We start from the raw sequence: 22,006 nt of genomic DNA on the forward strand, positions 1-22,006 counted from the left end.
AGTCTCCTCCTTGCATGATATATTTTTTTTATGAATTATCAGATTTGTTGGTTTTTGCTTTGGCGACTACTACCATCGCAGGTCTTAGCAACCTGTTTTGTATCATATAGCCTTTTTGAAATTCCTTAATGATAATATTCTCTTCTATTTCTTCCGTCTCTTCCTGCATGACTGCTTGATGAAAATTAGGATCAAAAGTTTTGTTTAAAGATTCTATCGGTTTTACCTGGAATGTTTCAAAAATATTCAGAATCTCCTGGAGAGTCATGTTTATTCCTTCGGTAATGCAACTTTCCGAAGATTTTTTTTCTTGTGACGAGCTTATGGCACGTTCAAGATTATCCACTACAGGCAGCAATTTCATGAGGAGAGATTCGTTTGCAAATTTTCTGAATTCATCCATGTCCCGGGCAGTCCGTTTTTTATAATTGTCGAACTCAGCCGAGATCCTTAGAAGTTTGTCATACGTATCTTTAGCCTCCTGTTCAGCAGCCTCTTTTTCCGACTTTAATTGATCTAATAAATCATTTGGTGTATCTTTTTTTTTATCAGCTTTGCTTGAGACGGATTTTAACTTTTTTTTATTTTCCTTACCGGCCTTAAGAGACTCGGTATCTTTCTTGGCTTCTTTTTCTCCGGTCATCGGCAGTTTTTTCTCCTGAAATGACTTTATATAGACTTCAATATAATTGTTTTGGGAAGGCCATAGGGAGGAAAGAGTATTATAATACTCCGACTACCGATAACGCACCCAAAATTTTTATATTAAAGTATATAATAGTTTAACTTGGTTAAATGGTAAACTACGATATTTTTAAACTGAACATCAATAATGTTTTACAAAAAATAATGATAGATGAAGCAATGTCAAGTTGGTATACTTTGGAAGGTTATAAATTGCGTTTTTTTTGGTGAGCAATGAGCGTAAAGAGCAAAGGTGTGAAAGGTCATAATATAGATTTTCTGATAATCTATAGAGAAGGTTGTGCACCCCTATGTCGAATTTTTTTGAAATTATCAGCCGCTCGTTGGTCGGGATCGATCCACGACACAAACAGTATCACTTATCGCTGCTTCCTCCCGGACCTGACGAGGTTCATGAACGTTTGTTACATGGTGTCCGGCCTAAGCAGATAATAAATTTCAATATAAAACCCTTGAAAGGGGGATTAGGCCCCGCATAAAGCGGATTTCGGGAAAAGGGCACCGCTAGCTCCCCACTTAGCACAACCATTTCTTATTATAAACCAGTATGTTTTTTTTTCAAGAATAAAACAGGTACGGCTTAAAAAAAACAGATTAAATATTTATGTACAAAAAGAGAAAGAGATAATGAATAATATAATCAAACAATTGATCCGGGGCAGAGTATTGTCCATTGTATTTTTTGTCCTGCTTGCCATAGGATGCCCGGCCTTATCTGCTTATTCCGATAACTGGACAAATATAAATAAAAAAAAATATGTACCGATCTCTCCGCTTAACCTGGATGAACCTTACCCCGGGCAAGGCTCTTTTAGATTATATTTCGATTTTTATAAATTAAATATACCGGATATAAAGCACTATTTCGGGTCATTCATATCAAACGGTTACATCATTGCAGCAAACGTTTTCAGGCCTGAAAATCATAAGGCCACCGTATTTTTGCTTCATGGTTATTTTGATCACACCGGTACTTTAAAGGATACTATACACTTTCTTGTTAATGAAGGATTTGCAGTTGCGGCCTATGATATGCCGGGGCATGGACTATCTTCAGGTGAACGGGTGTCGATAAGCGACTTCAAGGTTTATTCGGATATTCTGAATGACTTTGTCTCTTTATATCAGACCAAATTCCCTGGCCCTTTGCATATTATCGCACATAGTACAGGCTGCGCAGCTACTATCGATTTTATACTGACTACAGACAATATGCCGTTTGATAAAATAATATTAATCGCTCCCCTGGTACATTCATATGGCTGGTATCTTTCAAAAACAGGCATGTTTCTGTGCAGCCCTTTTTTTGACAGTGTACCCAGGAAATTTGTAAAAAATTCTTCCAATACAGAATTTTTAAAATTTGTTAAAGAAAAAGATCCCTTGCAGTATAGAAAAGTGCCTTTGCAATGGGTCACTTCTCTTTTTAAATGGAATGGATCGTTTCAGGATTATGGGGTGTCATCAAAGAATCTATTGGTAATCCAGGGTAACCTCGATAAAACAGTAGCCTGGCGATACAACCTTAAAAAGATAAAGGAAAAATTCCCAAAAGCTGAAATTAAAATAATTAAAAACGGCCGGCATCATCTTTTAAATGAGAGCTTTGAACTGCAAAAAAGGACTTTTAATACAATTTTAATCTATCTCGAACATACCGTCGACTGATAGTTCACAGTTTTTGGCATCCTTCATTTGTTGTTGACATTTTTGAAACAACAATGGAGCATAGATGCACACAGATAGGTTTATTTGTTAAAAAAGTGTAAAGTACTTTTGAAGTGATATGAAGAATGTCCAGTTTTTAACAGATATGGATTTTCAGGGTCTAGTGGAAAAATATGCAAAAATGGGGAGATGGTCCGAGTAACCTTTGCCAAGATGGCGGCCTTTCCCTCTTTCTGCCCTTTGCCAGCGATAAATGCCTTTTTTGTAAAACAGGTATCCAGGCGTGAACCTGTCGAACGAATTGTCGATATAGGCTATTCCCTTATTATCATACAACCCTTTTGATATTATCATATGATCGAAACTTCTTTTTTTGCCGGCAAAAATATATGACCAGCGTTTACCCTTGCCGAGTTCAAGCCATAGATTGTAAAGATATTCATTCTCCTTCTGTTTTCTTACAAATTTTTCATTGACCATGTCAGAACCTTTAATGGTCATGAGAATATGATTTATTCCGGTTACACCCTTAGTATCGTTTAACTTTTTTGAATATTTAATAGTTCTGTATTCATTATAGCATGAGTTAAAATCACCTGTAAGAATAAAGTCAGAATCAGCCGGCAGCCTGTCAATCTCTTTTTTAAGAGCTTTTGCATATTTAATTCGGCAGCTTTCAGGACCTCTCCTGGATTTCCAGTGATTCACAAAAACAATAAATGGCGCTCCTTCTATATTAAGAGTAATCTTTAAAATATTTCTGGCAGAATCATTATCAACTTTTATTTCCTTTTTATTTATAATTGGAAATTTTGAAATAACTGCACATTTAACTGAAGTCGGTTTTGCTGCTGCTATTTTATAATATGGATAATTAACAGCATTGTGTTTCAACCTTTCAACCAACAAAATCAGCGCTTTTCTTGATTCAATTTCCTGCAATGCCACCACCTCGGCATTCAGCCCCTTGATTACCCGGGCCAGGTTTGATATTTTTTTATCAAGCATCTTTTTGGTCCATCCATAATGATTATAGGGCAGATATGCCGAATATTCCGTTCCGTCTCTATCAAGATCAAAGAGATTTTCAACATTATAGCTGGCTATTTTGAATGTTACCGCTTCAATTGATGTCAGAAAGCCAAAAAAAAGCAGTGTAGATGCGATTAGAATTTTAATTATAAGCCTTGTAAGCATATTTTTAACTTGACCCTTAGAAATTATGCATGATACATTTTAAAATTATCTACGCCGATGTAGCTCAGTTGGTAGAGCAGCTGATTCGTAATCAGCAGGTCTGCGGTTCAATTCCGCACATCGGCTTCATTCTTAATCAAAAAAATCCACTAATCATACAAATCACAGTTAATAGATTCTCACCAGTACTTCATCGCTCATCAGTTTTCACCAAACAATTTCTTTGTATAAATTTATATTTTTAATGTCAATTATGTTCTCAGGTTTTTTCCCTTGCTGCTCATAGGGAAATTGAGTTGTTCTCAATGAATATTTAGTGTACTAATGTTATTGTATCACCTTAAGGTTTACAGGTAATTGCAATTCAACATAATGATTCGTTTTTTTCTTAAAATCTGAAATCCAATGAAAGATATCATCCAAAAGGTATTAACAAAACATAAAGACCGGATCTTGTTTGCATATCTATTCGGTTCTCATGTACAAGGGACAGCCTCAAAATCCAGCGATATCGACATTGCTGTCCTTTTGAAGGCTTACTTGGGGGAATCTTATTTTGAAGCATTCGATATATTAGGTAACAACGGTATCCTTGATCCTGAATTTGCCTATTCTTTTGAAAAAATTGCAGGTTTTCGAAATTTTCTTGCCCATGATTATGGCAGAATTGAAGCAAGTGTTATATGCGGAAAGGTTATTGACAGTTTTCCGGATGTGAGAAAGTATATTTTACAGATTCAAAAAAATTGTATAAAAGCGAATCATTAGGGAATTAATCAATTTAAGGAAATATATTTGGAATGTAAAAGAGTCTGTTTATGCTTGTAAATCTTGATGGCCAGATTGAAAGGATAACTTACTGCAATGAGGAGAACGGTTTTACTATTGCCCGGCTTAAGGTCTTTGGGCAGAGAGACCTTGTTACGGTTGTCGGGAATTTGATGTCCCCGACACCCGGGGCAATTCTTAAAATGGAGGGGGAATGGTCTGTTCATCCAAAATTCGGTGAACAGTTTAAGGTGGTTAATTATAAGACGGATGTTCCCGCTACTCTTTATGGTATAAAAAAATATCTCGGCTCAGGCCTTATTAAGGGTATCGGGCCTGTAATGGCCGGACGGATAGTAAAGAGATTTTCCAAAAAAACCATTAATATTATTGAACATAATATTGAAAAATTGGTTGAGGTTGATGGTATCGGCAAAAAACGTGTCGCCATGATAGAAAAGGCGTGGGAAGAGCAGAAAGAGATCAGGGATGTCATGCTTTTTCTTCAGACGCACGGTGTGAGTTCAGGTTATGCGGTAAAGATTTTCAGGGAGTACGGAAATAATTCCGTCCTGGTGGTTACTGAAAATCCATATCGTCTGGCGGAGGATATTTACGGAATAGGATTCATAACAGCCGATACTATAGCAGAAAAGCTCGGATTTTCCAAAGATTCCGAGCAAAGGATTGAGGCAGGAATACTCTATGTCCTGCATCAGCTTTCTGATGAGGGACATGTATATTATCCCTATGAAGAGCTGATAAAGAAGAGCCGGGAGATACTTACGGTTGAGAGGGATGTTGTTGTTGATGCGATAGCAGCAATTGCTGTTAATAAGAAAATAGTTATTGAGGACTTGAATTCCGGTATTGAAAAATTTGCTGTAAATAACAAGGCTGTATATCTTGCAAAGTTTTATCTGTGCGAGACCAGGATTGCCGGCATGATAAAGAGGCTTGTTTTTTCACCTGGCTGCATGCGTAGTATTGATATTGATAGTGCTGTGGCGTGGGTTCAGGAACAGCTCTCCATACAGCTTGCTGAAAAACAGATTGAAGCGGTTGCCGGTTCCTGTGAAAATAAGATGATGATTATTACAGGCGGACCTGGTACCGGCAAGACCACCATAATCAACGCTATCTTAAAAATTTTTTCTAAAATAACAGGCCGTATTATGCTTGCGGCACCCACCGGCAGAGCCGCAAAACGGATGAGCGAAACCACCGGTTATGGAGCAAAAACAATTCATAGGCTGCTTGAATACAGTTTTGCAAACGGCGGGTTTCAGAAAAATGAAAAAAAAACGTTAAATTGTGATCTTCTAATTATAGATGAAGCATCAATGATAGATACTGTCATTATGTATCATCTTTTAAAAGCGATACCACCGGAAGCCACATTTATTCTCGTGGGTGATGTTAATCAGCTGCCCTCTGTAGGTGCGGGTAACATATTAAATGATATCATCGGGTCGGGTTTAGTGCCTGTTGTAAAACTTAACGAGATTTTTCGTCAGGCCAGGGAAAGCCGGATTATTGTAAATGCTCACAGGATAAATAAAGGTATGATGCCTTACTTGATATCAAAAGATAAAAAGAATGATTTTTATTTTATTGAACAGGAAGATCCCGAGAGGGTGCTTGATATTATTTTAAGACTGGTAAAGGACAGGGTGCCAAGTTCATTCGGTTTCGATTCTGTAAATGATATTCAGGTGTTATCCCCCATGCACAGGGGCGTGGCAGGAGCCGCTAATCTTAATATTAAATTACAGGAAGCATTAAATTCCTCCGGAACCGGGATTATACGGGGAAGCAGGAATTTCAGAGTAAATGATAAAGTAATGCAGGTAAGGAATAATTATGACAAGAATGTGTTTAATGGCGATATAGGAAGAATTATACGAGTGTCGACCGAGGATCAGGAGGTTACGATTTCCTTTGACGGCAGAAGAATAACCTATGATTTTAATGACCTTGATGAACTCGTGCTCGCCTATGCGGTTTCAGTTCATAAATCACAGGGTTCGGAATATCCTGTTGTAGTTATACCTGTTCTTACCCAGCATTATATGCTTCTCCAGCGCAATCTTATTTATACGGCAGTAACCAGGGGGCGGAGGCTTGTTGTTATCGTAGGTACGAAAAAAGCCATGGCAATAGCAGTAAAGAACGACAAGACCCATAGGAGATATACTTATCTGAAAGAAAGACTAACCCCTATTAAAAAAGGAGTGAAGAGTTGTGATTGAAATTAAAATCCCCGGGTACAGGACTTTGCAACTGAAGCATATTGTAATGGATTACAACGGCACCTTGTCCTGTGACGGTTACCTGATTGAAGGCGTTGGTGAAAGATTAAAAATTCTTGCGAATGATATTAAACTCCATGTTCTTACGGCGGATACATTCGGCAGGGCCGCATCCCGGCTTAAAGGAATACCGGCTCTATTATCGATACTTCCGCTTGACAATCAGGACACCGGAAAACTCGATTATGTTAAAAAGCTGGGGCCGGATTTTTCGGTATGTATAGGAAACGGCAGAAACGACCGCCTTATGCTTAAAGGTGCTGTGCTGGGCATAGCGCTTATACAGGAGGAAGGAGCGTCAGTCGAAACCCTTCTGTCTGCGGATGTAGTTTGCAAGGATATCCTGGCGGCCCTTGATCTTTTGACCAAGACTAAACGTCTTGTCGCGACGCTGCGGTCCTGATTGAGGTCCTGATTGAAAGAATGGATAGTCATGCTATGAAGGATAGAGATTATTATTTCTATAAATTTAGATTCCGGTTTAATTCTTTAAAGTGGGAGGAGATAATATGAAAGAAGCAGATGTGGTGATTTTAGGTGGATTATCAGGTATTTCCGCGGGGATAAGCTGCAGAAGGCATTATCCTGATAAAAAGGTCATTTTAATCAGAAAAGAAGGCACTGTTCTTGTTCCATGCGGTATTCCATATATTTACGGCACAGTTGGGGGGCCTGAACATAATGTTATTCCTGACGGACTTTTGGAAAAAAACGGCATAGAACTGATAAAGGGTGAAGCCGTGGGAGTGGATCGTGAAAAAAAAATTATCAGTCTTTCAGGCGGAGAAACCGTCGGGTATGAAAAATTGGTTTTTGCGACTGGTTCAGGGCCGCTGATACCTCCCATTCAAGGAATTAACAAGAAAAATGTGTTTCCCGTAAAAAAGGATTTTATTTATTTAGCTAACCTCTTGAATGCGGTTGACAAAGCAGAAAATATTGTCATTATCGGCGGCGGTTTCATAGGTATGGAATTTGCCGATGAGTGCCGTAAGGGCAGAAACGTTGCAATAACAGTTATAGAGGCATTGCCGCGCTGTTTGCAAAATGCCATGGATGATGAATTCTGTGATGAGGCCCAGGCAAAGATAGAAGAAACCGGGGTAAAGATCATGGTGAATGAAAAGGTTGAGAGCATCCTTGGTGATGAAGAGGTTACCGGTGTAAAACTGGCAAGCGGCAATGAATTGAAGGCGGACATGATAATTCTCGGGATAGGGGCCGTCCCCAATACTGGGCTCGCAAAAAAAACAGGCCTGGAATTAGGATTCAGAAATACGATCAAGGTTGATCGTTATATGAGAACCTATACCGATCCGGATATTTTTGCATGTGGTGACTGTGCTGAAAAAGTTTCATTCTTTGACGGAAAACCGGTCGGTGTCATGCTTGCTTCGATTGCCACTTCAGAGGCACGAATTGCCGGGGCTAATCTATTCTCTCCAACCCATAATAATTGTGGCGCCATCAGTGTTTTTTCCACAGTTATCAATGAAAGGGCATTTGCTGTTGCAGGCCTTACCGAGAGACATACAAAACAAACAGGGGCGGAAGTTGTCATTACAACAGCAGAGGCGCCGGACACACATCCCGCCGGCATGCCCGATTCCACCCTTACAAAGGTGAGGCTTGTCTTTGCTAAAAATACCGGAATTATTCTCGGAGGCTCTTTGTCCGGCGGTAAGCCGGTGGGAGAAATGGTGAATGTACTCAGCGCATGCATCATGCACAAAATGACGGCAAACGATATAGTCAAATTCCAGATGGGAACACATCCCGCCCTGACTTCGTCGCCGTTAATTTATCCTATTGTGAACGCTGCTTGCAAGGCTGTTATTCCACTAACACATTGATTCAATAAAATATTTTGGATCATAGCGGATTATTGTGGAAATTCTATTTCTTGAGCATATACTAATTAAACTATGCCATCAGGTATTAGCTTTTAGCTGTTAGTTATTAGCTTTTAGCGTCAATACCTAACAGCTAAAAGCTAAGTGCTAATAGCTGTTCATCGATGAACCAATATTTTAAAGAGTTCGGCTGGTTGCGTCCGGCCGAACTCTTTACTTTACTTCAATTATAACGCAGTTTCAGGATGAAATACAGCAACTTCCTTTAAATCGTCACCCAGATATTCCCGTTCGTTTGGACCGAGTATCCCAAGGGAAAGGCAAATCAAAGTCCATAGATGGACAACAGGGTAGTGGCCTCCATAATGTTCGCTAAGTTTGTGAATCTGATCATGACAATTATGACAACCTGCTATACAGTAATCGGCTCCTGTTGCCTTAATCTGCTCATCTTTAATCTTACCGAAAGCAAGTCGCTGCTCATTAAAACCTGACTGGAGAAAACCGCCGCCGCCGCCACAGCAAAAATTATTTGACCTGTTTGGAGTCATGTCAATGAAATTTTCTTCTCCAACTATCGATTTTACAACAAAACGCAAATCTTCAGCTACAGGATCTCCATAACTTTTGCGAATAATCTGGCAAGGATCTTGTACCGTAAATTTAATTTTCAAATCCTTGTTCCAGTCTGAATTTACTTTAAGTTTACCCTCACGTATCCATTTGGCATAATATTGATAGATGGATACAATTTCAAGATTATGTTTAATATTGAATTTTCTCAGTCCGTCCCGGACTGCAAAGGTAGCGTGACCTCATTCAGTATTAAGATAAACTTTGCATCCAAGTTCCTGGGCATGATCGGCACTTGTTTTAATAATATGTTTCCATGCATCATCGTCAGCAAGAAACATACAGTAATTTTCTCCGCCCCACCCCTTGCTGCCGTATGTCCAGTTTGCTCCAGCAAGGTGCAAAATTTTCCAGAGCGGAACCATCTCGTCAGGTTCGGTTACAGGCTCTCTGGAATTCTGGTTTAAAAAGAATTCTGCTCCTTGTTTATCAACCGGCGCTTCCATATCGGCAAATTCAGGCTGTGCCTCCTTATATTCCTCAAGAACATCTTCAACCACAAATGTAAAATCTTCAGGAGTTGCTCCCATGGCACTGCAAGAGTCATTTCTCAAGGCCATATCACAAGAACCGAGAATCCCTTTTGGACGTTTTTCCCTGGGCCTGAGTTGCCTGGCATAATGTACCAGTTGTGGAATATTAATTTCCATGGGGCAGACATAAATGCATCTTTGACATAAGGTACACATCCACGGCCAATTCGATTTAATAATCTCTTCATCCATTCCCAGCGCAGCCATCCGAAGAAATTTTCTGGGATCCATGTCCTCCAGGCCTGTTGCGGGGCATCCTGAAGAGCATGCCCCGCATGTAAGACAAAGGTTAAGATTTCCGCCATCAGGGAGGATTTCCTTAACCTTGTCTATAAAATAACTTTTTTCCTTTTTCCCAAGCTTTATAGCTTCCTTAGCCATTTGTATAAACCCCCTAAATATTTTTTTTTAACGCGAGCCTTAAGCTAAATTGTTTATAGTTTTTTCCATGTCGCAAACAATAGCAGAAAATCGACTCCCTGTATTGGAAGCCAGGGTGGCAAACTGCAGCCGTTCTTTTCCGAAACCGGATTCCTCCAGCATGCGATGAGCATCGTCGACACGCCATTCGGCAAAAATATTTCCCCGTTCGGATTTACAATTTCCATTATGACAAGTCAAAACAAGGACCCCGTCTGCACCTTCTACAAAAGCGGTCAATATATAGTCCAGATCAATTTTTCCGGCACATGGCACTTTTACCATTTTCAGGCCCTCGGGAACCGGCATATTAAATGTTTTTGCCATCACCCCGGCTTCAAAAGCAGAGTTCCGGCAGCAAAAAGCGACAATTTGGGGAGCTTTCGCATCAGGTTCAATCGATTGTTTAATCTCCTCTTTCAGGTCGGTATCTGTAAAGCCGCCAACCTGGATTGCATCCATCGGGCATTCACTAGCACAGATACCGCAAGCCTGACAGGCAAGGGGAGATATGACAGCCTTGTTGTCTTCATCCCAATAAATGGCTCCATGCGGGCAGCAACGGTAACAGGTAATGCAGAATACACATTTGCCGGTGTCGACAATACCTCTTTCTTTCGGTGCCATCCTTGTGCCGTCACCCAGGAGATTTTTTACTCCAAGAACAACATTGGCGGCATCTGTTATTTCCAAAGGCAGATTTTGCACTTCGCGGCTCGCGCCTATAACAAAAATGCCTTCCCGGTTGGAAGAAACAGGAAAACGGTGAACATTATCTTTTTGCATAAGCCCGGCCGCTTCCATATCTATACGCAAAAGTCCGGCCAGTTCGTCATTACTTTGACCTGGGCAGATTTCTTCCTCAACGACCAGTAAGTCGGGGGAAAGTTCCATATCCTGCCTTAATACAGGATCGAAAAAAGTGATTTTTTTTCCGTCCTGGCTGATCTCCGGCATTTGGGGCAGTTTAAAGTATGTGGCCCCATTATCCCTGCTCTCTTTATAGATCCTTTCCAAAGAGTCTGAGGCTACCTTTAAATCACCGGCATAAACATAAGCAGTGCAGCCTTCAATCTGTTCAATTGCAAGAATGCTGCGGACAAGTCTCTCCATCACAATCGGATATCCATAATTCCCGAAACCCAGAAGAAAAGCAACTGTTTTACCTGCCAGCTTTTCCCTGGCGGATTGATCCCCTGCAGCCAGCATCTCTTCAAGGCTGGACTGGGTTATAACATTGTCTGATAGGGAAAGCTGATATTTATCATTCAAGGGCTTGATGGTAAAACCGGTCGCGATCACGATAGCGCCTGTTTTTTTTCCAATGATCCCGTCTTTATTTTCCAGTTTAAGATTAAAATCACCTGGAACACCGTTAACCCCGACTAAATTTGTATCGGTCAGGATTTCAATCCGGCTGTTTGATAATACCTCTTTTTCAAGCTCTTTAAGACCGGTAATATCCTGCTCACCTAATCCGGTCAGCAGCTCTTTTTTTTGAATATCAATCCCGGAGTTACTCTCAATCAGGCATACCTTATATCCGCAGGCTGCAATTCCCGCTGCCGCCTTTAAGCCTGCAGCGCTGCCGCCTACAATCAGAACTTCGGTATTGACGGTTATTTTTTCCATATCATTATTTGTCATATCATTCATCCGCTCACCCCCAAATGTTTTAAAACTTCACCCGCAGCCTGGATTGCATGAGCCATGGAAGCCGGTATACTCTTGGGACCTTGCACAGTTCCGGCAATAAAAATACCATCTTTTGATGTAGAGGTTCTGCTTAATGTGTTCGTGCATGCAAAAAAACCGTCTATATTAAGATCAATGCCCAGCACTTCCGATAATTTTTCATTATCGCTGCCCGGCGTTATTCCGACTGACAATGCAACCATATCAAAAACATCCTCGACCGCCGAACCATCCTCATCATTCAGGTACCGCGTCCGCAGCTTGTCATCCTCCATTGGATAAACATCTACAGGTATGTTCCGGATAAAATTAAATTCCTCTTTGCATTTATCATAAAATAGAGAAGAATTTTTGCCCGCATTCTGGATATCCATGTAGAAAATTGTGATATCCGCCTCAGGGTTTCTAAATTTGATGCCACTGGCCATTCTGAGTGCGTAAGGGCAGCAAATCTGTGAGCACCATAAATTCCCCAGATTTTGATCCCGACTGCCGACACACTGAATAAATGCGATTTTTTGCGGCTCCTTGCCATCAGATGGCCTGACAATAAAACCATTTTCTCTTTTGCTTCGCTCAAGGTCGAGACCGGTAACTACATTTTCGAATTTACCATAGCCATAAGTCCCCTTTTGGCCGGCATCAAAAGCTTTGAAACCACTGGCCAGGATTATGGCATCCACATCAATATCACCGTCAAAACCTAATTCATTAAATTCAACCGAACCTTCAGGGATATTTGAACAAGCGTTTTTATCAGTAACCACATAAAGAGGTGAATTGTTTTTTGAGAAGGCCTTGATTAGACCTTTACCATCCTGGTCATCCGGTAAAGCACTTTTTTTAAGGCTGACGGAATAGCCGTTGTTTTTAGTAATTTGCTCAATTTCTGTTGCAAGGTGAACTTGAATCCCGGGTTCATTTACCACATTCTGCAGCATATCCTCAGCCGAACAGGCTCCGCATGTCAGGCATTCATCCGTGGCTTTGCAGCAAAACTGGATTGCATGCCCACCTAAAAAGCATGTCTTTTCAACCAGTACCACATCAATGTTGAATTTTGACAGCTCCCAGGCGGCAGTCAAACCGGCAATTCCACCCCCGACGACCAAAACTCGTTTATTCATATTACCCACTTGGAAACTCCTTTAATTTGTGACTGTTGAGTTTTTTTTATTAAAAATCATCAAACGTTTATACCTTCGGTCTGGGCAACACCTTTGCCAGCTCAGCAATTTCAGGCACCTTATGTTCCCATTCAATAGCCATAAGATGAACTCCGGCAACGCCTTTCATCTCTTTGAATTCTTCAATCTGCTCGCAAGCCATTTTTATACCTTCATCGGCCTGTTTTTTCTTTTCAACGCCCTTGAGACGATTAATAACATTATCAGGTACATCCATCCCAGGGACTTTAGCTTTCATATATCTGGCCATACCAAGACTTTTCATGGGGGTTACTCCGGCCAGGATGTAAACTTTTTCGGTAAGTCCCATATCATTGGCGCGCCTGATCCATTCCCGCATTTTGTCCATATTATAAATACATTGAGTCTGAACAAAGTCCGCGCCGGCCTTGACTTTTTTTGCCAGGCGATGTACGCGCCATTCAAATGGATCTGCAAAGGGATTAGCGGCGGCACCTATAAAAAGTTTGGGCGGTGTATCGATATCTGCTCCGCCGAGGAACTTCCCTTCGTCGCGCATTTTTTTAACCATGCCGATAAGCTGCATTGAATCAATATCAAAGACTCCTTTTGCCTGGGGATGGTCTCCGAATTGCTGATGATCACCTGACAAACAGAGTATGTTCCGGATTCCGTGGGCATATGCGCCCAGGATATCGGCTTGCATGGCCAAACGGTTGCGGTCACGGCATACCATTTGGTAGTTAGGCTCCAGTCCTTCCTGCATAACAAACATGGAAGCCGCCCAACTGGACATTCGTACCATGGCAGTCTGGTTGTCAGTGATATTAACAGAATCGACAAGCCCCTTTAAAAATCCGGCTTTTTTCTTAACAGCCTCAACATTAGCTCCTCGAGGAGGTCCGACTTCACCAGTAAAAGCAAAATGTCCTGCTTCTAAAACTTTTTCAAGATTGCTTTCTGCTTTCATATCAAAAATTTCCTATATTGTTTATAATAACCGGGGCATGCAAAGAATGCTTATTTCTCCGCTGCATCCGGGTTAAGATTGATAACGTTTTGCATAAGCCGGTTGAATTACTGTCCGGGGTGTCTGATTACGCCAGTCAATAGGTTCACAAATTTCAAGAATATTCTCAAGCCGTCCCTGTTTCTCCAGTCTTTCATAAATCTGAAACCAGGCGCATGGCTGATCCTGGCTGATTTCGCAGTTACCCTGGTTTGTTCCTCCGCAAGGACCGTTGAGAAGACTTTTGGCACACATGGTTACAGGGCAGATCCCCCCGGTCATTCCAAGTACGCATGTGCCGCATCCCCGGCATCGTTCCTCATACCAGCCCACATCCCTGTTAACTCCAATAAAAGTTGTATCAACAGCCGGAAAAACCGGTAAATCCGGAAACCTTTCCGCCAGAAACTGGATGCCGGCACCACAGGCCATGGATAAGAGTGCGTCATATCCGCCAACCAGGTCGTCCAGTTCAGCCAGAAACTCCATGTCGCATTGCCGTTCAACAGTAATCCCGCCAAACTCAATTTGATTATTATCAACTTTAGCGGCAAGTTTAAGTTCGGAATTTAAAATTCCCACCTCCTTTTCACCGCCGGCAAGGCAGACAGCGACGCAAGTTCCACAACCCACTGTAAGAACTTTTTTGTAGCCCCCCAGCAACGCCCTGATTTCATCAAAGGGCTTCCTCTGTGCAACAATCATGAATCCTCCTGTTTTAATCACTCAATATTTGTATCATATATAAATACCAACAATAATTTAAAAAAAATATTCTGGCGCAATATTTGGAAAATATTGATTTACAAAAATTGCTATATACCCTTAAATTTTAACCTTAATATTATGTCATACATCCTAAAAATGTCAAGGAAATTAATTTTCCCGAATATTGGATATATGGCAACTGTTTTAATCTCGTTCCCACGCTGCCGCATGGGAACGTATATGGATGGGGAAAGATGATGATGCAAAAGCACTGGAGATGTTCAACTGCGAGCAATGGTTTGGGGGTGTAAGGGATGGAGGTTCTGTTAAAGAAGCTTTATGCGGCTCCATCCAGAGTGCAAAGTGTGAAATCTATCTCTTTGCCGCACGCTTTGCAGATATGCGTCTTGTCAAATTCATCAGAAAATATTTCATTTTCTTCTCCGCAGCTAGGGCATTTGCATTTGAAAGCCTTTAGATTTTTGAATTGTTCAAAACCGGGACAATGTTTTGGTGTAGACATAATATTCTCCTTTATATTGTAACATGAATTTAAAAAAATTGTTCCCGTAAACATGAACATCTATAGGTGAAAATCTATAATTATCAATCCGCTCTTCATTTTTATGCCAGCCATTATGTTATCCATACAGCCATTTCGCTAGCGGTATCGAGTACCTTATTACTAACCCTTCCTATAACAGCTTCTTCAATAAATGTAACAAGGCTTCGCCGCCCTATGACAATTGTACCGTAATCTCCCGCTACGGCTTCACCCACAATGCCGGCGGCCAGGCTTTTATATACGGTTAGTATTTTATTTTGCACGGCCGATTCCGCCATTCCGGCTTCAATAATTTTTTCTACGGCTTTTTTGAAATCTAATTCTATCTGTTCTTTTTGCAATTCAATGTTTTTGCCTGCTTTAACGAGATGACACATCATTATTTCGCATTCCGAATGACTAAGAGCCAGTCCGACATTTATTAAACCCTTTAGAGCACTGTGAGAACCGTCAAAGGCCATCAATACTTTTTTGGATGACGGAATTCCTCCGACCACAATGATCGGAATGTGGCTTATTGCTCCTACCAGCTTGGTGGCCAGGCTCTTAACAAACATATCCTTAAGTTTGCTGATACCGGTGCGGCCCATCAAAACGGCGGTATAATCATTATATGATTCCTTCGAAATGTCTCTGCTGACACTAAGTTTTTTTGTCTGGGTTTTGACGACTACGGAATTTTTTGGAAATCCGGCCTTAATCAGAATATCGGAACATACTTTAAAAAAATTGCCCATCTGCATTTGCTGGTCTGCCATCCAGCGTTTAAGTTCGGGCATCTTCGATTGATATAGCGGGTTCCTGTCCATATCAAAAAAGAGTTGGGAAAATTTATCGCCTATATAAAAAAGTACTACCTCCGTATGTTTGCAGGGCATAACTAAGCTGGCATACCTGACTGCCTGCAGGGACTGATCGGATCCGTCAACAGCAATTAATATTTTATTTATATTTTCATTTTCAATCACAAAAGCCACCTATTTTTTTTGTTGAAATCAAAAAATGATATCATGTTATTGCATTATATAGCTTAGCAGGGAAAAGCTTACGTTAAATAATACGATTTCATTATCCTTATATTCTGTCAATCATTTTTTTGTTAAAAAGAGATATAATACCTGTTGGATAAAAAAAATTAAAGTAGTATATATTTTTCTTGACATTGTGAGAGTTGTTTTATAGTTTAAATACTTTAGGTACTTATCCTGCTTCTTGATAAAAAATCGAAACTTCACGACAGGGTAGATATAATTGCTTGATGATGTCTGTAAGATCATTACGAACTACAATTTTTCAAAATTACAGATAAATTGAGACTTTGAAAAATGTTCCATTTTGTTAAAGTTCAAGAATTGGATGAAATGGGTATCTTTTACAAGGCTTTCAAATTATTTTTTTTTTAAATGGGTTATTTTCCGGGTCTCGGTTTGCGTGGAGATATTATGAGATTAGGCTTGAAAGGTTTTGCAGGTGGAGGCACTTTTGCGCATGGTGTACATCCTCCTGGAAGGAAGCATTATTCATCAGATGCACAGATTGAGGTAGTGCCGGCTCCTGAAACACTGCTTCTGCCATTACAGCAGAATATCGGAGCGCCATCCAAACCGATAGTCAAAGCGAGGCAGGATGTTCTTTACGGAGACGTGGTGGCAAAAAGCGGGGGTTTTGTATCTGTGCCGCTCCACTCACCTGTTTCTGGCAAGGTTAAAAAATCGGCTGTAACGACACTTCCGACCGGCCTGCACATTGAAGCTATTGTAATCAAAGCCGAAGAAAATCAGACAGCAGGTAACGATTTTTATGCGGATCTGACCGGCGCTGATTGGCCAAAAAACGGAATTGGTGAATATGATCCGAACAAGATAGCCGAAGCAATAAATAACGCCGGCATAGTGGGGCTTGGCGGAGCCACCTTTCCAACCCATGTCAAGTTTATGCCTAATGACAAAAAGCCTGTTCATACTCTTTTGGTAAACGGTTGTGAATGCGAGCCGTACCTTACATCCGATTACAGGCTTATGCTTGAAGCTCCGGCGGCAATCATCACAGGCGCTTTGCTGGCGGGGCATGCGCTTGGCGCCAGGGATATTGTTATCAATGTTGAGGACAATAAGATGGATGCCGTGGATGCATTGCGCCAGGCTGCCCAGGATACTATTATTCGGATTGCGGTTCTGAAAACAAAGTATCCCCAGGGGAGCGAAAAGCATCTGATCTTGGCTTTGACCAAACATGAGGTCCCCCTTGGAGGACTCCCTTCGGATGTCGGCATGGCGGTGAGTAATGTGGGCACCATTGCTGCCGTTGCGATGGCGTTGATAAAAGACAAGCCCCTTACACACAGGGTTGTAAGCGTAACCGGCGGAGGAGTGGCCAGGCCGGCCAATCTTCTGGCACCCATAGGCATCAGTTGCGGAGAACTCATAGAGTTTTGCGGCGGCCTGAATGAAAATGCATCCAGGATGATAGCCGGCGGGCCAATGATGGGCTTCCCCTTTATAGATTTGGAAACTCCTGTTACCAAAGGAACCAGCGGCCTTACCATTCTTACCGAAGAAGATGTACAAAAAGCTGAAGAAACATCCTGCGTGCATTGCGGGCGTTGTGTGGATGTATGCCCCATGCGGCTGGTACCGACAAAAATAGCTTTGGCGGGGCGTCATAAAGATCTTGAACTCGCCCGGCGGTATAATATTATGGCTTGTTTTGAGTGCGGCTGCTGCGCATATATCTGCCCGGCCGGCATACCGCTGGTTCAGTTGATCCGGGCAGGTAAGGTCCTTATTGCAGCGATGAACAAGCCATAGTGGCGCGGACAAGAACTGCTGATTTTTCCAATAGTTATCTTTAAATTTTAATCCTCTAACGAGACTATCAAATTTAATGACAAAAAAAGAAAAAGATAAATTAACTGCTTTTGAGAAGGCCACCTGCAAAATTAATGTGGCTTCATCACCGCATTTAGCCGACTCGGCGATGACCACGCGGAGCATGATGATAGATGTTCTAATATCTCTTTTGCCGGTTATACTGGTGTCGGTTTATGTTTTTCACTGGTACGCAGTCAAACAACTTCTGATCTGTATCGCGAGCTGTCTGGCTGCCGAGGCGCTTTTTACCAGGATGCGTAATAAGCCGTTTAGCCTTTTAGACTATTCGGCAGTAATTACAGGCGTAATCATTGCCCTGTCAATCCCTGGAACCGCTCCATGGTTTGTATCTGTAATAGCATCCTTTGTGGGTATAGGTATAGGCAAATCTGTGTTTGGCGGTATCGGCATGAATATCTTTAACCCTGCGATGGTAGGCCGCGCATTTGTTATGATTGCCTTTGCGGGATATATGGGAGCATCCGGATATCAAAATGCCGGCAGCCTGGTGGATGCTATCACCCAGGCGACACCGATGGATCTCTTCAAGCAGAGTGGCGTGGTGCCTTCGCTTTCCGTACTCTTTTGGGGGGTTACCAATGGTTCCCTTGGAGAAACAAGCGCTATTGCATGCATCATCGGCGGGGTTTATCTCTGTATCCGCAGAACAGCATCCTGGGAAATTCCCCTGGGTGTGATCCTGACGGTTGCGGTTTTGGGCGGCATTCAAAATATTGTATCTCCTGATTCCGGCTGGACTGTTTTGCACCATCTTTTTGGCGGAGCGTTACTCTTCGGAGCATTTTTCATAGCCACGGATCCTGTGACCAGCCCGCTTACGCCAAAGGGCAAGTTTATATTCGGTGCCGGTGTAGGTGCTATTATTATGCTGCTAAGGCTTTTCAGCGGATATCCGGAAGGCGTGATGTTTGCTGTATTATTAATGAATGCCCTTACGCCGCTTATAAATAGATGGAATGTACCGAAGCCGCTTGGCGAGTATTAATTTTAACAGGAATTTATAAATGATGATGGAATCAGGAAGAAGAGAAATAAAGGATTCCCCAGGCATGTTGGAGCGCATCAAAAAGAACAACCTGGTTCAGGGGTGGCTGGTTCTTCTCCTTGCCCTTTTCTTTGGATCTGCCCTTGCAAGTGTTCAACTTTCCCTTGGTCCGAAAATTGAGATGAACAAATTAAATGAAACCCTCAGCAAGGTGCCTGAACTTGTACTTGGAGCTTCGCGGGCCCATGAAATGGAAGCAAAAAATCAAGAGCTTGGCATAGAAGCCATGACTATAGATGTTAATAAAAATAATAAAAGGGTTTTGTATAATGTTTATAAAACAACATACAATGGAGAGATAACCGGGTGGGTTGTCAAAACCGGCGGGCAGGGATATGCTAGCAAGCTTGAGCTTCTTATAGGTCTTGATCCCGGTATGGAATCGATCACAGGCCTTTTTATTCTAGCTCAGAAAGAGACACCCGGTCTCGGCAACAAGATTATAACCGAAAAATGGCGCAAACAGTTCATCAATAAACCGACTAAAAATCGACTGGTAGTAGTTAAAGACGGAGCCGATGCTTTAAATGAAATAGATGCCATAACCGGCGCCACAATTTCATCCAGAAGTGTAACTGATATACTGAATACCGCTATCAGTGATCTTAAGGGGCAATTGATCTCAGGACAAAGTTCAAACCGCTAAAAGGAAATTTTTATGGCCGATCAACCCACAGCAACAGAGAGGTTCATTCAGGGTATTCTGCCTGAGAACCCGGTATACAGGCAACTGCTCGGGTTATGCGCGACCCTCGCTGTAAGTAATAACATGAAAGCAGCGCTCACGATGGCAGCCTCCGTAACATTTGTGCTTCTTTGCGCCAATGTTGTAACGAGTTTGATAAGAAATCTCTTAAAACCACATCTGCGCATCGTAGTTTTTACTTTAACAATAGCTACCTTCGTAACTATTGCAGACAGATTTTTGGCCGCTTATTTGTACCAGATGAGCAAAACTCTCGGTCCCTATATTCCCCTTATTATCGTTAATTGTATTATTATTTGCCGGTGTGAAGTGTGCGCCTCTAAACAATCGGTATTTACAGCGGCATCCGACGCGATAGGGCAGTCCCTTGGATTTGCTCTGGCTCTTTCGAGCATTGCGGCCATACGCGAAATCCTGGGAACGGGCATGTTTTTCGGGTTAAGAGTTCTTCCTGCCGCATGGCCGGACTGGGTGATAATGGCACTGCCGCCTGGAGCTTTTTTAACCTTTGGTCTAATGCTGGCCGCAATAAACTGGATCAGTTCAAATAAATAAAACCTTAGAGGTCAATATCCATGAGCTATCTTACAGATATATTCCTGATTGCTTTAGGCGCCGCTCTGATTAACAATTTCGTACTCTATTATTTTGTTGGCATATGCCCATTTGTAGGTGTCTCAAGGCGGGTGGAAATGGCATTCGGCATGGGATGCGCCGTGACTTTTGTTATGACTATTGCGGCATTTTTGTGTTGGATCCTTACCACATTCGTCCTGATGCCCGGCGCTCCGTTATCAAAATGGGTTGCAGGTTTTTTTGTTTCTGCCGATGTTGCGGCCGGTATAGATCTGACCATATTAAGTTATATCGTATATATCTTTGTTATTGCTTCATCTGTGCAGTTTGTGGAGATGTATGTCCGTAAATTTTTTCCTGTTTTGTACAGTTCTTTTGGTGTATTTCTCCCCCTGATTACCACTAATTGCGCTATTCTTTTTGCATGCCTGATGATAATGAGCAATATTGTCGGAGTTGATAATCCGGCCGATGCCTGGGACCTTGGCAGAGCCCTGACCCTTGCAATATTCGGAGGGGTAGGCTTTATCATTGCCATTGTGATTATGGCCGGCATACGTGAGGATTTGGAACTTTGTGATATACCCAAGCCATTTCAGGGTGTCGCCATTACCCTGATCGTTGGCGGAATCCTTGCAATGGCTTTTATGGGATTTACCGGGGTCGACTCCGGTCTCAGGAATGCAATGATTCCAATGTAGTAAAAATCTCAGAGACTGAATGAGGATATTATGAACCTGGTGACCATATTTATTTCAGCCGGAACCATGCTGGGACTGGCAGTAATCTTTTCATATATACTTGGATGGGCCAACAATGCCTTTCGAGTTGAAATTGATCCAAGAGCAGAGGCTGCGATGGAAGTGCTTCCCGGAGCTAATTGCGGTGGTTGCTCCTATGTTGGTTGTGGCGATTATGCCGTAGCTGTTGCCGCGGGAGAAGCTCCTGTCAATCTATGTGTCGTTGGCGGGCCGACCTGCGCCGCAGAATTGGCTGCTATTATGGGCGTTGAACTGGGGGAAACATTTCCAAATTATGCGATTGTTCATTGCGGCGCGCATAGTGAAGATCGACTTCATCGCAGCGAATATCTTGGCGAGCAAAGCTGTTTTACCGCAAATCTTGTAAAAAGCATCCAGGGCTGTGTTTACGGCTGCCTTGGTTTTGGCGATTGTGTGGAAGCTTGTAATTATGATGCAATCCAAGTTATTGATGGCCTTGCCACAGTAGATTATGAAAAATGTATCGGTTGCGGCGCGTGTGCAAAAGCCTGCCCGAGAAATATTATCAGCATCAATCCCTTTGAAAAAAATTCGATACTCGTTGTGAAATGCGCAAATCATGATGCCGGCAAGGCTGTAAAAGGGGTTTGCAAGACAGGTTGTATCGGATGCAAGGCATGTGCAAAGGTTTCAAGTACTTTTACAATCACAGATAATCTTTCGGTTATCGATTACGATAAATATATTCAAGCCGATACAGAAGAAATAGATAAGGCTGTTAAGAAATGTCCTGTGAAATGCCTTGGCTTTGCAGGGAAACCGTAAATAGATTCCCACAATTTAATTATTTTA

General features: G+C 41.9%; 20 protein-coding genes, 1 tRNA gene and 1 other RNA gene. 13 read left to right on the plus strand and 9 right to left on the minus strand.

All coding sequences use genetic code 11. The annotated features are described in order from the left end of the window. Positions 1-28: 28 nt before the first annotated feature. Both grpE and ffs read right to left on the minus strand, forming a co-directional pair. A complete protein-coding gene (gene grpE / locus BuS5_RS09970) occupies positions 29-643 on the minus strand; it encodes a nucleotide exchange factor GrpE (RefSeq protein ID WP_035265529.1) in 615 nt (204 codons plus the stop codon). Positions 644-983: 340 nt separating this feature from the next. Continuing rightward, an RNA gene (gene ffs / locus BuS5_RS09975) (signal recognition particle sRNA large type) lies at positions 984-1,230 on the minus strand. A 102-nt stretch (positions 1,231-1,332) separates the two neighbouring features. Between ffs and BuS5_RS09980 the strand changes: the two genes are divergently transcribed. Next, complete coding sequence (locus BuS5_RS09980; protein ID WP_051374806.1) at positions 1,333-2,373, plus strand: alpha/beta hydrolase; 1,041 nt, start codon at positions 1,333-1,335, stop codon at positions 2,371-2,373. Between the two features lie 153 nt (positions 2,374-2,526). Here BuS5_RS09980 and BuS5_RS09985 read toward each other — a convergent pair whose 3' ends face one another. Next, the gene (locus BuS5_RS09985; RefSeq protein ID WP_051374808.1) at positions 2,527-3,570 is read right to left on the minus strand and encodes an endonuclease/exonuclease/phosphatase family protein; all 1,044 of its coding nucleotides are present in this window, start codon (positions 3,568-3,570) and stop codon (positions 2,527-2,529) included. Between the two features lie 53 nt (positions 3,571-3,623). On the opposite strand from BuS5_RS09985, the gene BuS5_RS09990 reads away from it, so the two are divergent. The 5 genes from BuS5_RS09990 (at position 3,624) to BuS5_RS10010 (ending at position 8,503) form a co-directional block, all read left to right on the plus strand. Continuing rightward, a tRNA-Thr gene (locus BuS5_RS09990) sits at positions 3,624-3,696 on the plus strand. Positions 3,697-3,975: 279 nt separating this feature from the next. Next, positions 3,976-4,338: a HepT-like ribonuclease domain-containing protein gene (locus BuS5_RS09995; RefSeq protein ID WP_051374811.1), complete on the plus strand. Its 363-nt coding sequence runs from the start codon at positions 3,976-3,978 to the stop codon at positions 4,336-4,338. 50 nt (positions 4,339-4,388) lie between these two features. Then, positions 4,389-6,590: an SF1B family DNA helicase RecD2 gene (gene recD2, locus BuS5_RS10000; RefSeq protein ID WP_027354071.1), complete on the plus strand. Its 2,202-nt coding sequence runs from the start codon at positions 4,389-4,391 to the stop codon at positions 6,588-6,590. Beyond that, a complete protein-coding gene (locus BuS5_RS10005) occupies positions 6,583-7,053 on the plus strand; it encodes an HAD family hydrolase (protein ID WP_027354072.1) in 471 nt (156 codons plus the stop codon). The genes recD2 and BuS5_RS10005 overlap by 8 nt, the downstream gene beginning before the upstream one ends. Before the next feature lie 106 nt (positions 7,054-7,159). Continuing rightward, on the plus strand, positions 7,160-8,503 hold the full coding sequence (locus BuS5_RS10010; protein WP_027354073.1) for an FAD-dependent oxidoreductase: 1,344 nt from the start codon (positions 7,160-7,162) through the stop codon (positions 8,501-8,503). 227 nt (positions 8,504-8,730) lie between these two features. On the opposite strand, the gene BuS5_RS10015 is transcribed toward BuS5_RS10010, so the two are convergent. The 5 genes from BuS5_RS10015 to BuS5_RS10035 all read right to left on the minus strand — a co-directional run bounded on the left by BuS5_RS10015 (position 8,731) and on the right by BuS5_RS10035 (position 14,646). Next, the gene (locus BuS5_RS10015) at positions 8,731-10,050 is read right to left on the minus strand and encodes a (Fe-S)-binding protein (protein WP_084445993.1); all 1,320 of its coding nucleotides are present in this window, start codon (positions 10,048-10,050) and stop codon (positions 8,731-8,733) included. A 39-nt stretch (positions 10,051-10,089) separates the two neighbouring features. Further along, positions 10,090-11,745 (minus strand): hydrogenase iron-sulfur subunit, encoded by a 1,656-nt coding sequence (locus BuS5_RS10020; protein WP_027354076.1) that lies wholly within the window; start codon positions 11,743-11,745, stop codon positions 10,090-10,092. Continuing rightward, on the minus strand, positions 11,742-12,911 hold the full coding sequence (locus BuS5_RS10025; protein ID WP_051374815.1) for an FAD-dependent oxidoreductase: 1,170 nt from the start codon (positions 12,909-12,911) through the stop codon (positions 11,742-11,744). Before BuS5_RS10025 ends, BuS5_RS10020 begins: the two co-directional genes overlap by 4 nt. Positions 12,912-12,978: 67 nt before the next feature. After that, complete coding sequence (locus BuS5_RS10030) at positions 12,979-13,902, minus strand: methylenetetrahydrofolate reductase (RefSeq protein WP_027354078.1); 924 nt, start codon at positions 13,900-13,902, stop codon at positions 12,979-12,981. Between the two features lie 72 nt (positions 13,903-13,974). Next, positions 13,975-14,646, minus strand: coding sequence for a methylenetetrahydrofolate reductase C-terminal domain-containing protein (locus BuS5_RS10035; RefSeq protein ID WP_027354079.1), 672 nt, complete (start codon positions 14,644-14,646; stop codon positions 13,975-13,977). A gap of 247 nt (positions 14,647-14,893) precedes the next feature. Between BuS5_RS10035 and BuS5_RS10040 the strand changes: the two genes are divergently transcribed. Then, positions 14,894-15,127 carry a hypothetical protein gene (locus tag BuS5_RS10040; RefSeq protein WP_051374813.1) on the plus strand — a complete coding sequence of 78 codons (234 nt, stop codon included), beginning with the start codon at positions 14,894-14,896 and terminating at the stop codon, positions 15,125-15,127. 158 nt (positions 15,128-15,285) lie between these two features. On the opposite strand, the gene BuS5_RS10045 is transcribed toward BuS5_RS10040, so the two are convergent. Further along, entirely contained in the window at positions 15,286-16,182 is an 897-nt protein-coding gene (locus tag BuS5_RS10045) for a universal stress protein (RefSeq protein WP_027354081.1), read from the minus strand. A 474-nt stretch (positions 16,183-16,656) separates the two neighbouring features. On the opposite strand from BuS5_RS10045, the gene rsxC reads away from it, so the two are divergent. The 6 genes from rsxC to BuS5_RS10075 all read left to right on the plus strand — a co-directional run bounded on the left by rsxC (position 16,657) and on the right by BuS5_RS10075 (position 21,979). Continuing rightward, complete coding sequence (rsxC, locus tag BuS5_RS10050; protein WP_035265537.1) at positions 16,657-18,021, plus strand: electron transport complex subunit RsxC; 1,365 nt, start codon at positions 16,657-16,659, stop codon at positions 18,019-18,021. A 76-nt stretch (positions 18,022-18,097) separates the two neighbouring features. After that, the gene (locus tag BuS5_RS10055; protein ID WP_027354083.1) at positions 18,098-19,090 is read left to right on the plus strand and encodes an RnfABCDGE type electron transport complex subunit D; all 993 of its coding nucleotides are present in this window, start codon (positions 18,098-18,100) and stop codon (positions 19,088-19,090) included. Positions 19,091-19,109: 19 nt separating this feature from the next. Continuing rightward, positions 19,110-19,796 carry an FMN-binding protein gene (locus tag BuS5_RS10060; protein ID WP_232223063.1) on the plus strand — a complete coding sequence of 229 codons (687 nt, stop codon included), beginning with the start codon at positions 19,110-19,112 and terminating at the stop codon, positions 19,794-19,796. A 12-nt stretch (positions 19,797-19,808) separates the two neighbouring features. Beyond that, positions 19,809-20,411: an electron transport complex subunit RsxE gene (gene rsxE / locus BuS5_RS10065; protein WP_027354085.1), complete on the plus strand. Its 603-nt coding sequence runs from the start codon at positions 19,809-19,811 to the stop codon at positions 20,409-20,411. A gap of 20 nt (positions 20,412-20,431) precedes the next feature. Continuing rightward, positions 20,432-21,133, plus strand: a complete 702-nt coding sequence (locus BuS5_RS10070; protein ID WP_027354086.1) for an electron transport complex protein RnfA — start codon at positions 20,432-20,434, stop codon at positions 21,131-21,133. 30 nt (positions 21,134-21,163) lie between these two features. After that, positions 21,164-21,979, plus strand: coding sequence for an RnfABCDGE type electron transport complex subunit B (locus BuS5_RS10075; RefSeq protein WP_035265530.1), 816 nt, complete (start codon positions 21,164-21,166; stop codon positions 21,977-21,979). Positions 21,980-22,006 lie beyond the last annotated feature (27 nt).

The sequence above is a fragment of the Desulfosarcina sp. BuS5 genome (genome assembly GCF_028752835.1).
GTDB lineage: Bacteria > Desulfobacterota > Desulfobacteria > Desulfobacterales > BuS5 > BuS5.

Excerpts from the sequence above, each read along its gene's own strand:
- rsxE (WP_027354085.1), top strand. The coding sequence starts at position 19,809 with ATGGCCGATCAACCCACAGCAACAGAGAGGTTCATTCAGGGTATTCTG.
- BuS5_RS09985 (WP_051374808.1), bottom strand. The coding sequence starts at position 3,570 with ATGCTTACAAGGCTTATAATTAAAATTCTAATCGCATCTACACTGCTT.
- BuS5_RS10025 (WP_051374815.1), bottom strand. The coding sequence starts at position 12,911 with ATGAATAAACGAGTTTTGGTCGTCGGGGGTGGAATTGCCGGTTTGACT.
- BuS5_RS10040 (WP_051374813.1), top strand. The coding sequence starts at position 14,894 with ATGGGGAAAGATGATGATGCAAAAGCACTGGAGATGTTCAACTGCGAG.
- BuS5_RS10060 (WP_232223063.1), top strand. The coding sequence starts at position 19,110 with ATGATGATGGAATCAGGAAGAAGAGAAATAAAGGATTCCCCAGGCATG.
- BuS5_RS10075 (WP_035265530.1), top strand. The coding sequence starts at position 21,164 with ATGAACCTGGTGACCATATTTATTTCAGCCGGAACCATGCTGGGACTG.
- recD2 (WP_027354071.1), top strand. The coding sequence starts at position 4,389 with ATGCTTGTAAATCTTGATGGCCAGATTGAAAGGATAACTTACTGCAAT.
- BuS5_RS10035 (WP_027354079.1), bottom strand. The coding sequence starts at position 14,646 with ATGATTGTTGCACAGAGGAAGCCCTTTGATGAAATCAGGGCGTTGCTG.
- rsxC (WP_035265537.1), top strand. The coding sequence starts at position 16,657 with ATGAGATTAGGCTTGAAAGGTTTTGCAGGTGGAGGCACTTTTGCGCAT.
- BuS5_RS09995 (WP_051374811.1), top strand. The coding sequence starts at position 3,976 with ATGAAAGATATCATCCAAAAGGTATTAACAAAACATAAAGACCGGATC.
- BuS5_RS10030 (WP_027354078.1), bottom strand. The coding sequence starts at position 13,902 with ATGAAAGCAGAAAGCAATCTTGAAAAAGTTTTAGAAGCAGGACATTTT.
- BuS5_RS10070 (WP_027354086.1), top strand. The coding sequence starts at position 20,432 with ATGAGCTATCTTACAGATATATTCCTGATTGCTTTAGGCGCCGCTCTG.
- BuS5_RS09980 (WP_051374806.1), top strand. The coding sequence starts at position 1,333 with ATGAATAATATAATCAAACAATTGATCCGGGGCAGAGTATTGTCCATT.
- grpE (WP_035265529.1), bottom strand. The coding sequence starts at position 643 with ATGACCGGAGAAAAAGAAGCCAAGAAAGATACCGAGTCTCTTAAGGCC.
- BuS5_RS10010 (WP_027354073.1), top strand. The coding sequence starts at position 7,160 with ATGAAAGAAGCAGATGTGGTGATTTTAGGTGGATTATCAGGTATTTCC.
- BuS5_RS10055 (WP_027354083.1), top strand. The coding sequence starts at position 18,098 with ATGACAAAAAAAGAAAAAGATAAATTAACTGCTTTTGAGAAGGCCACC.
- BuS5_RS10020 (WP_027354076.1), bottom strand. The coding sequence starts at position 11,745 with ATGAATGATATGACAAATAATGATATGGAAAAAATAACCGTCAATACC.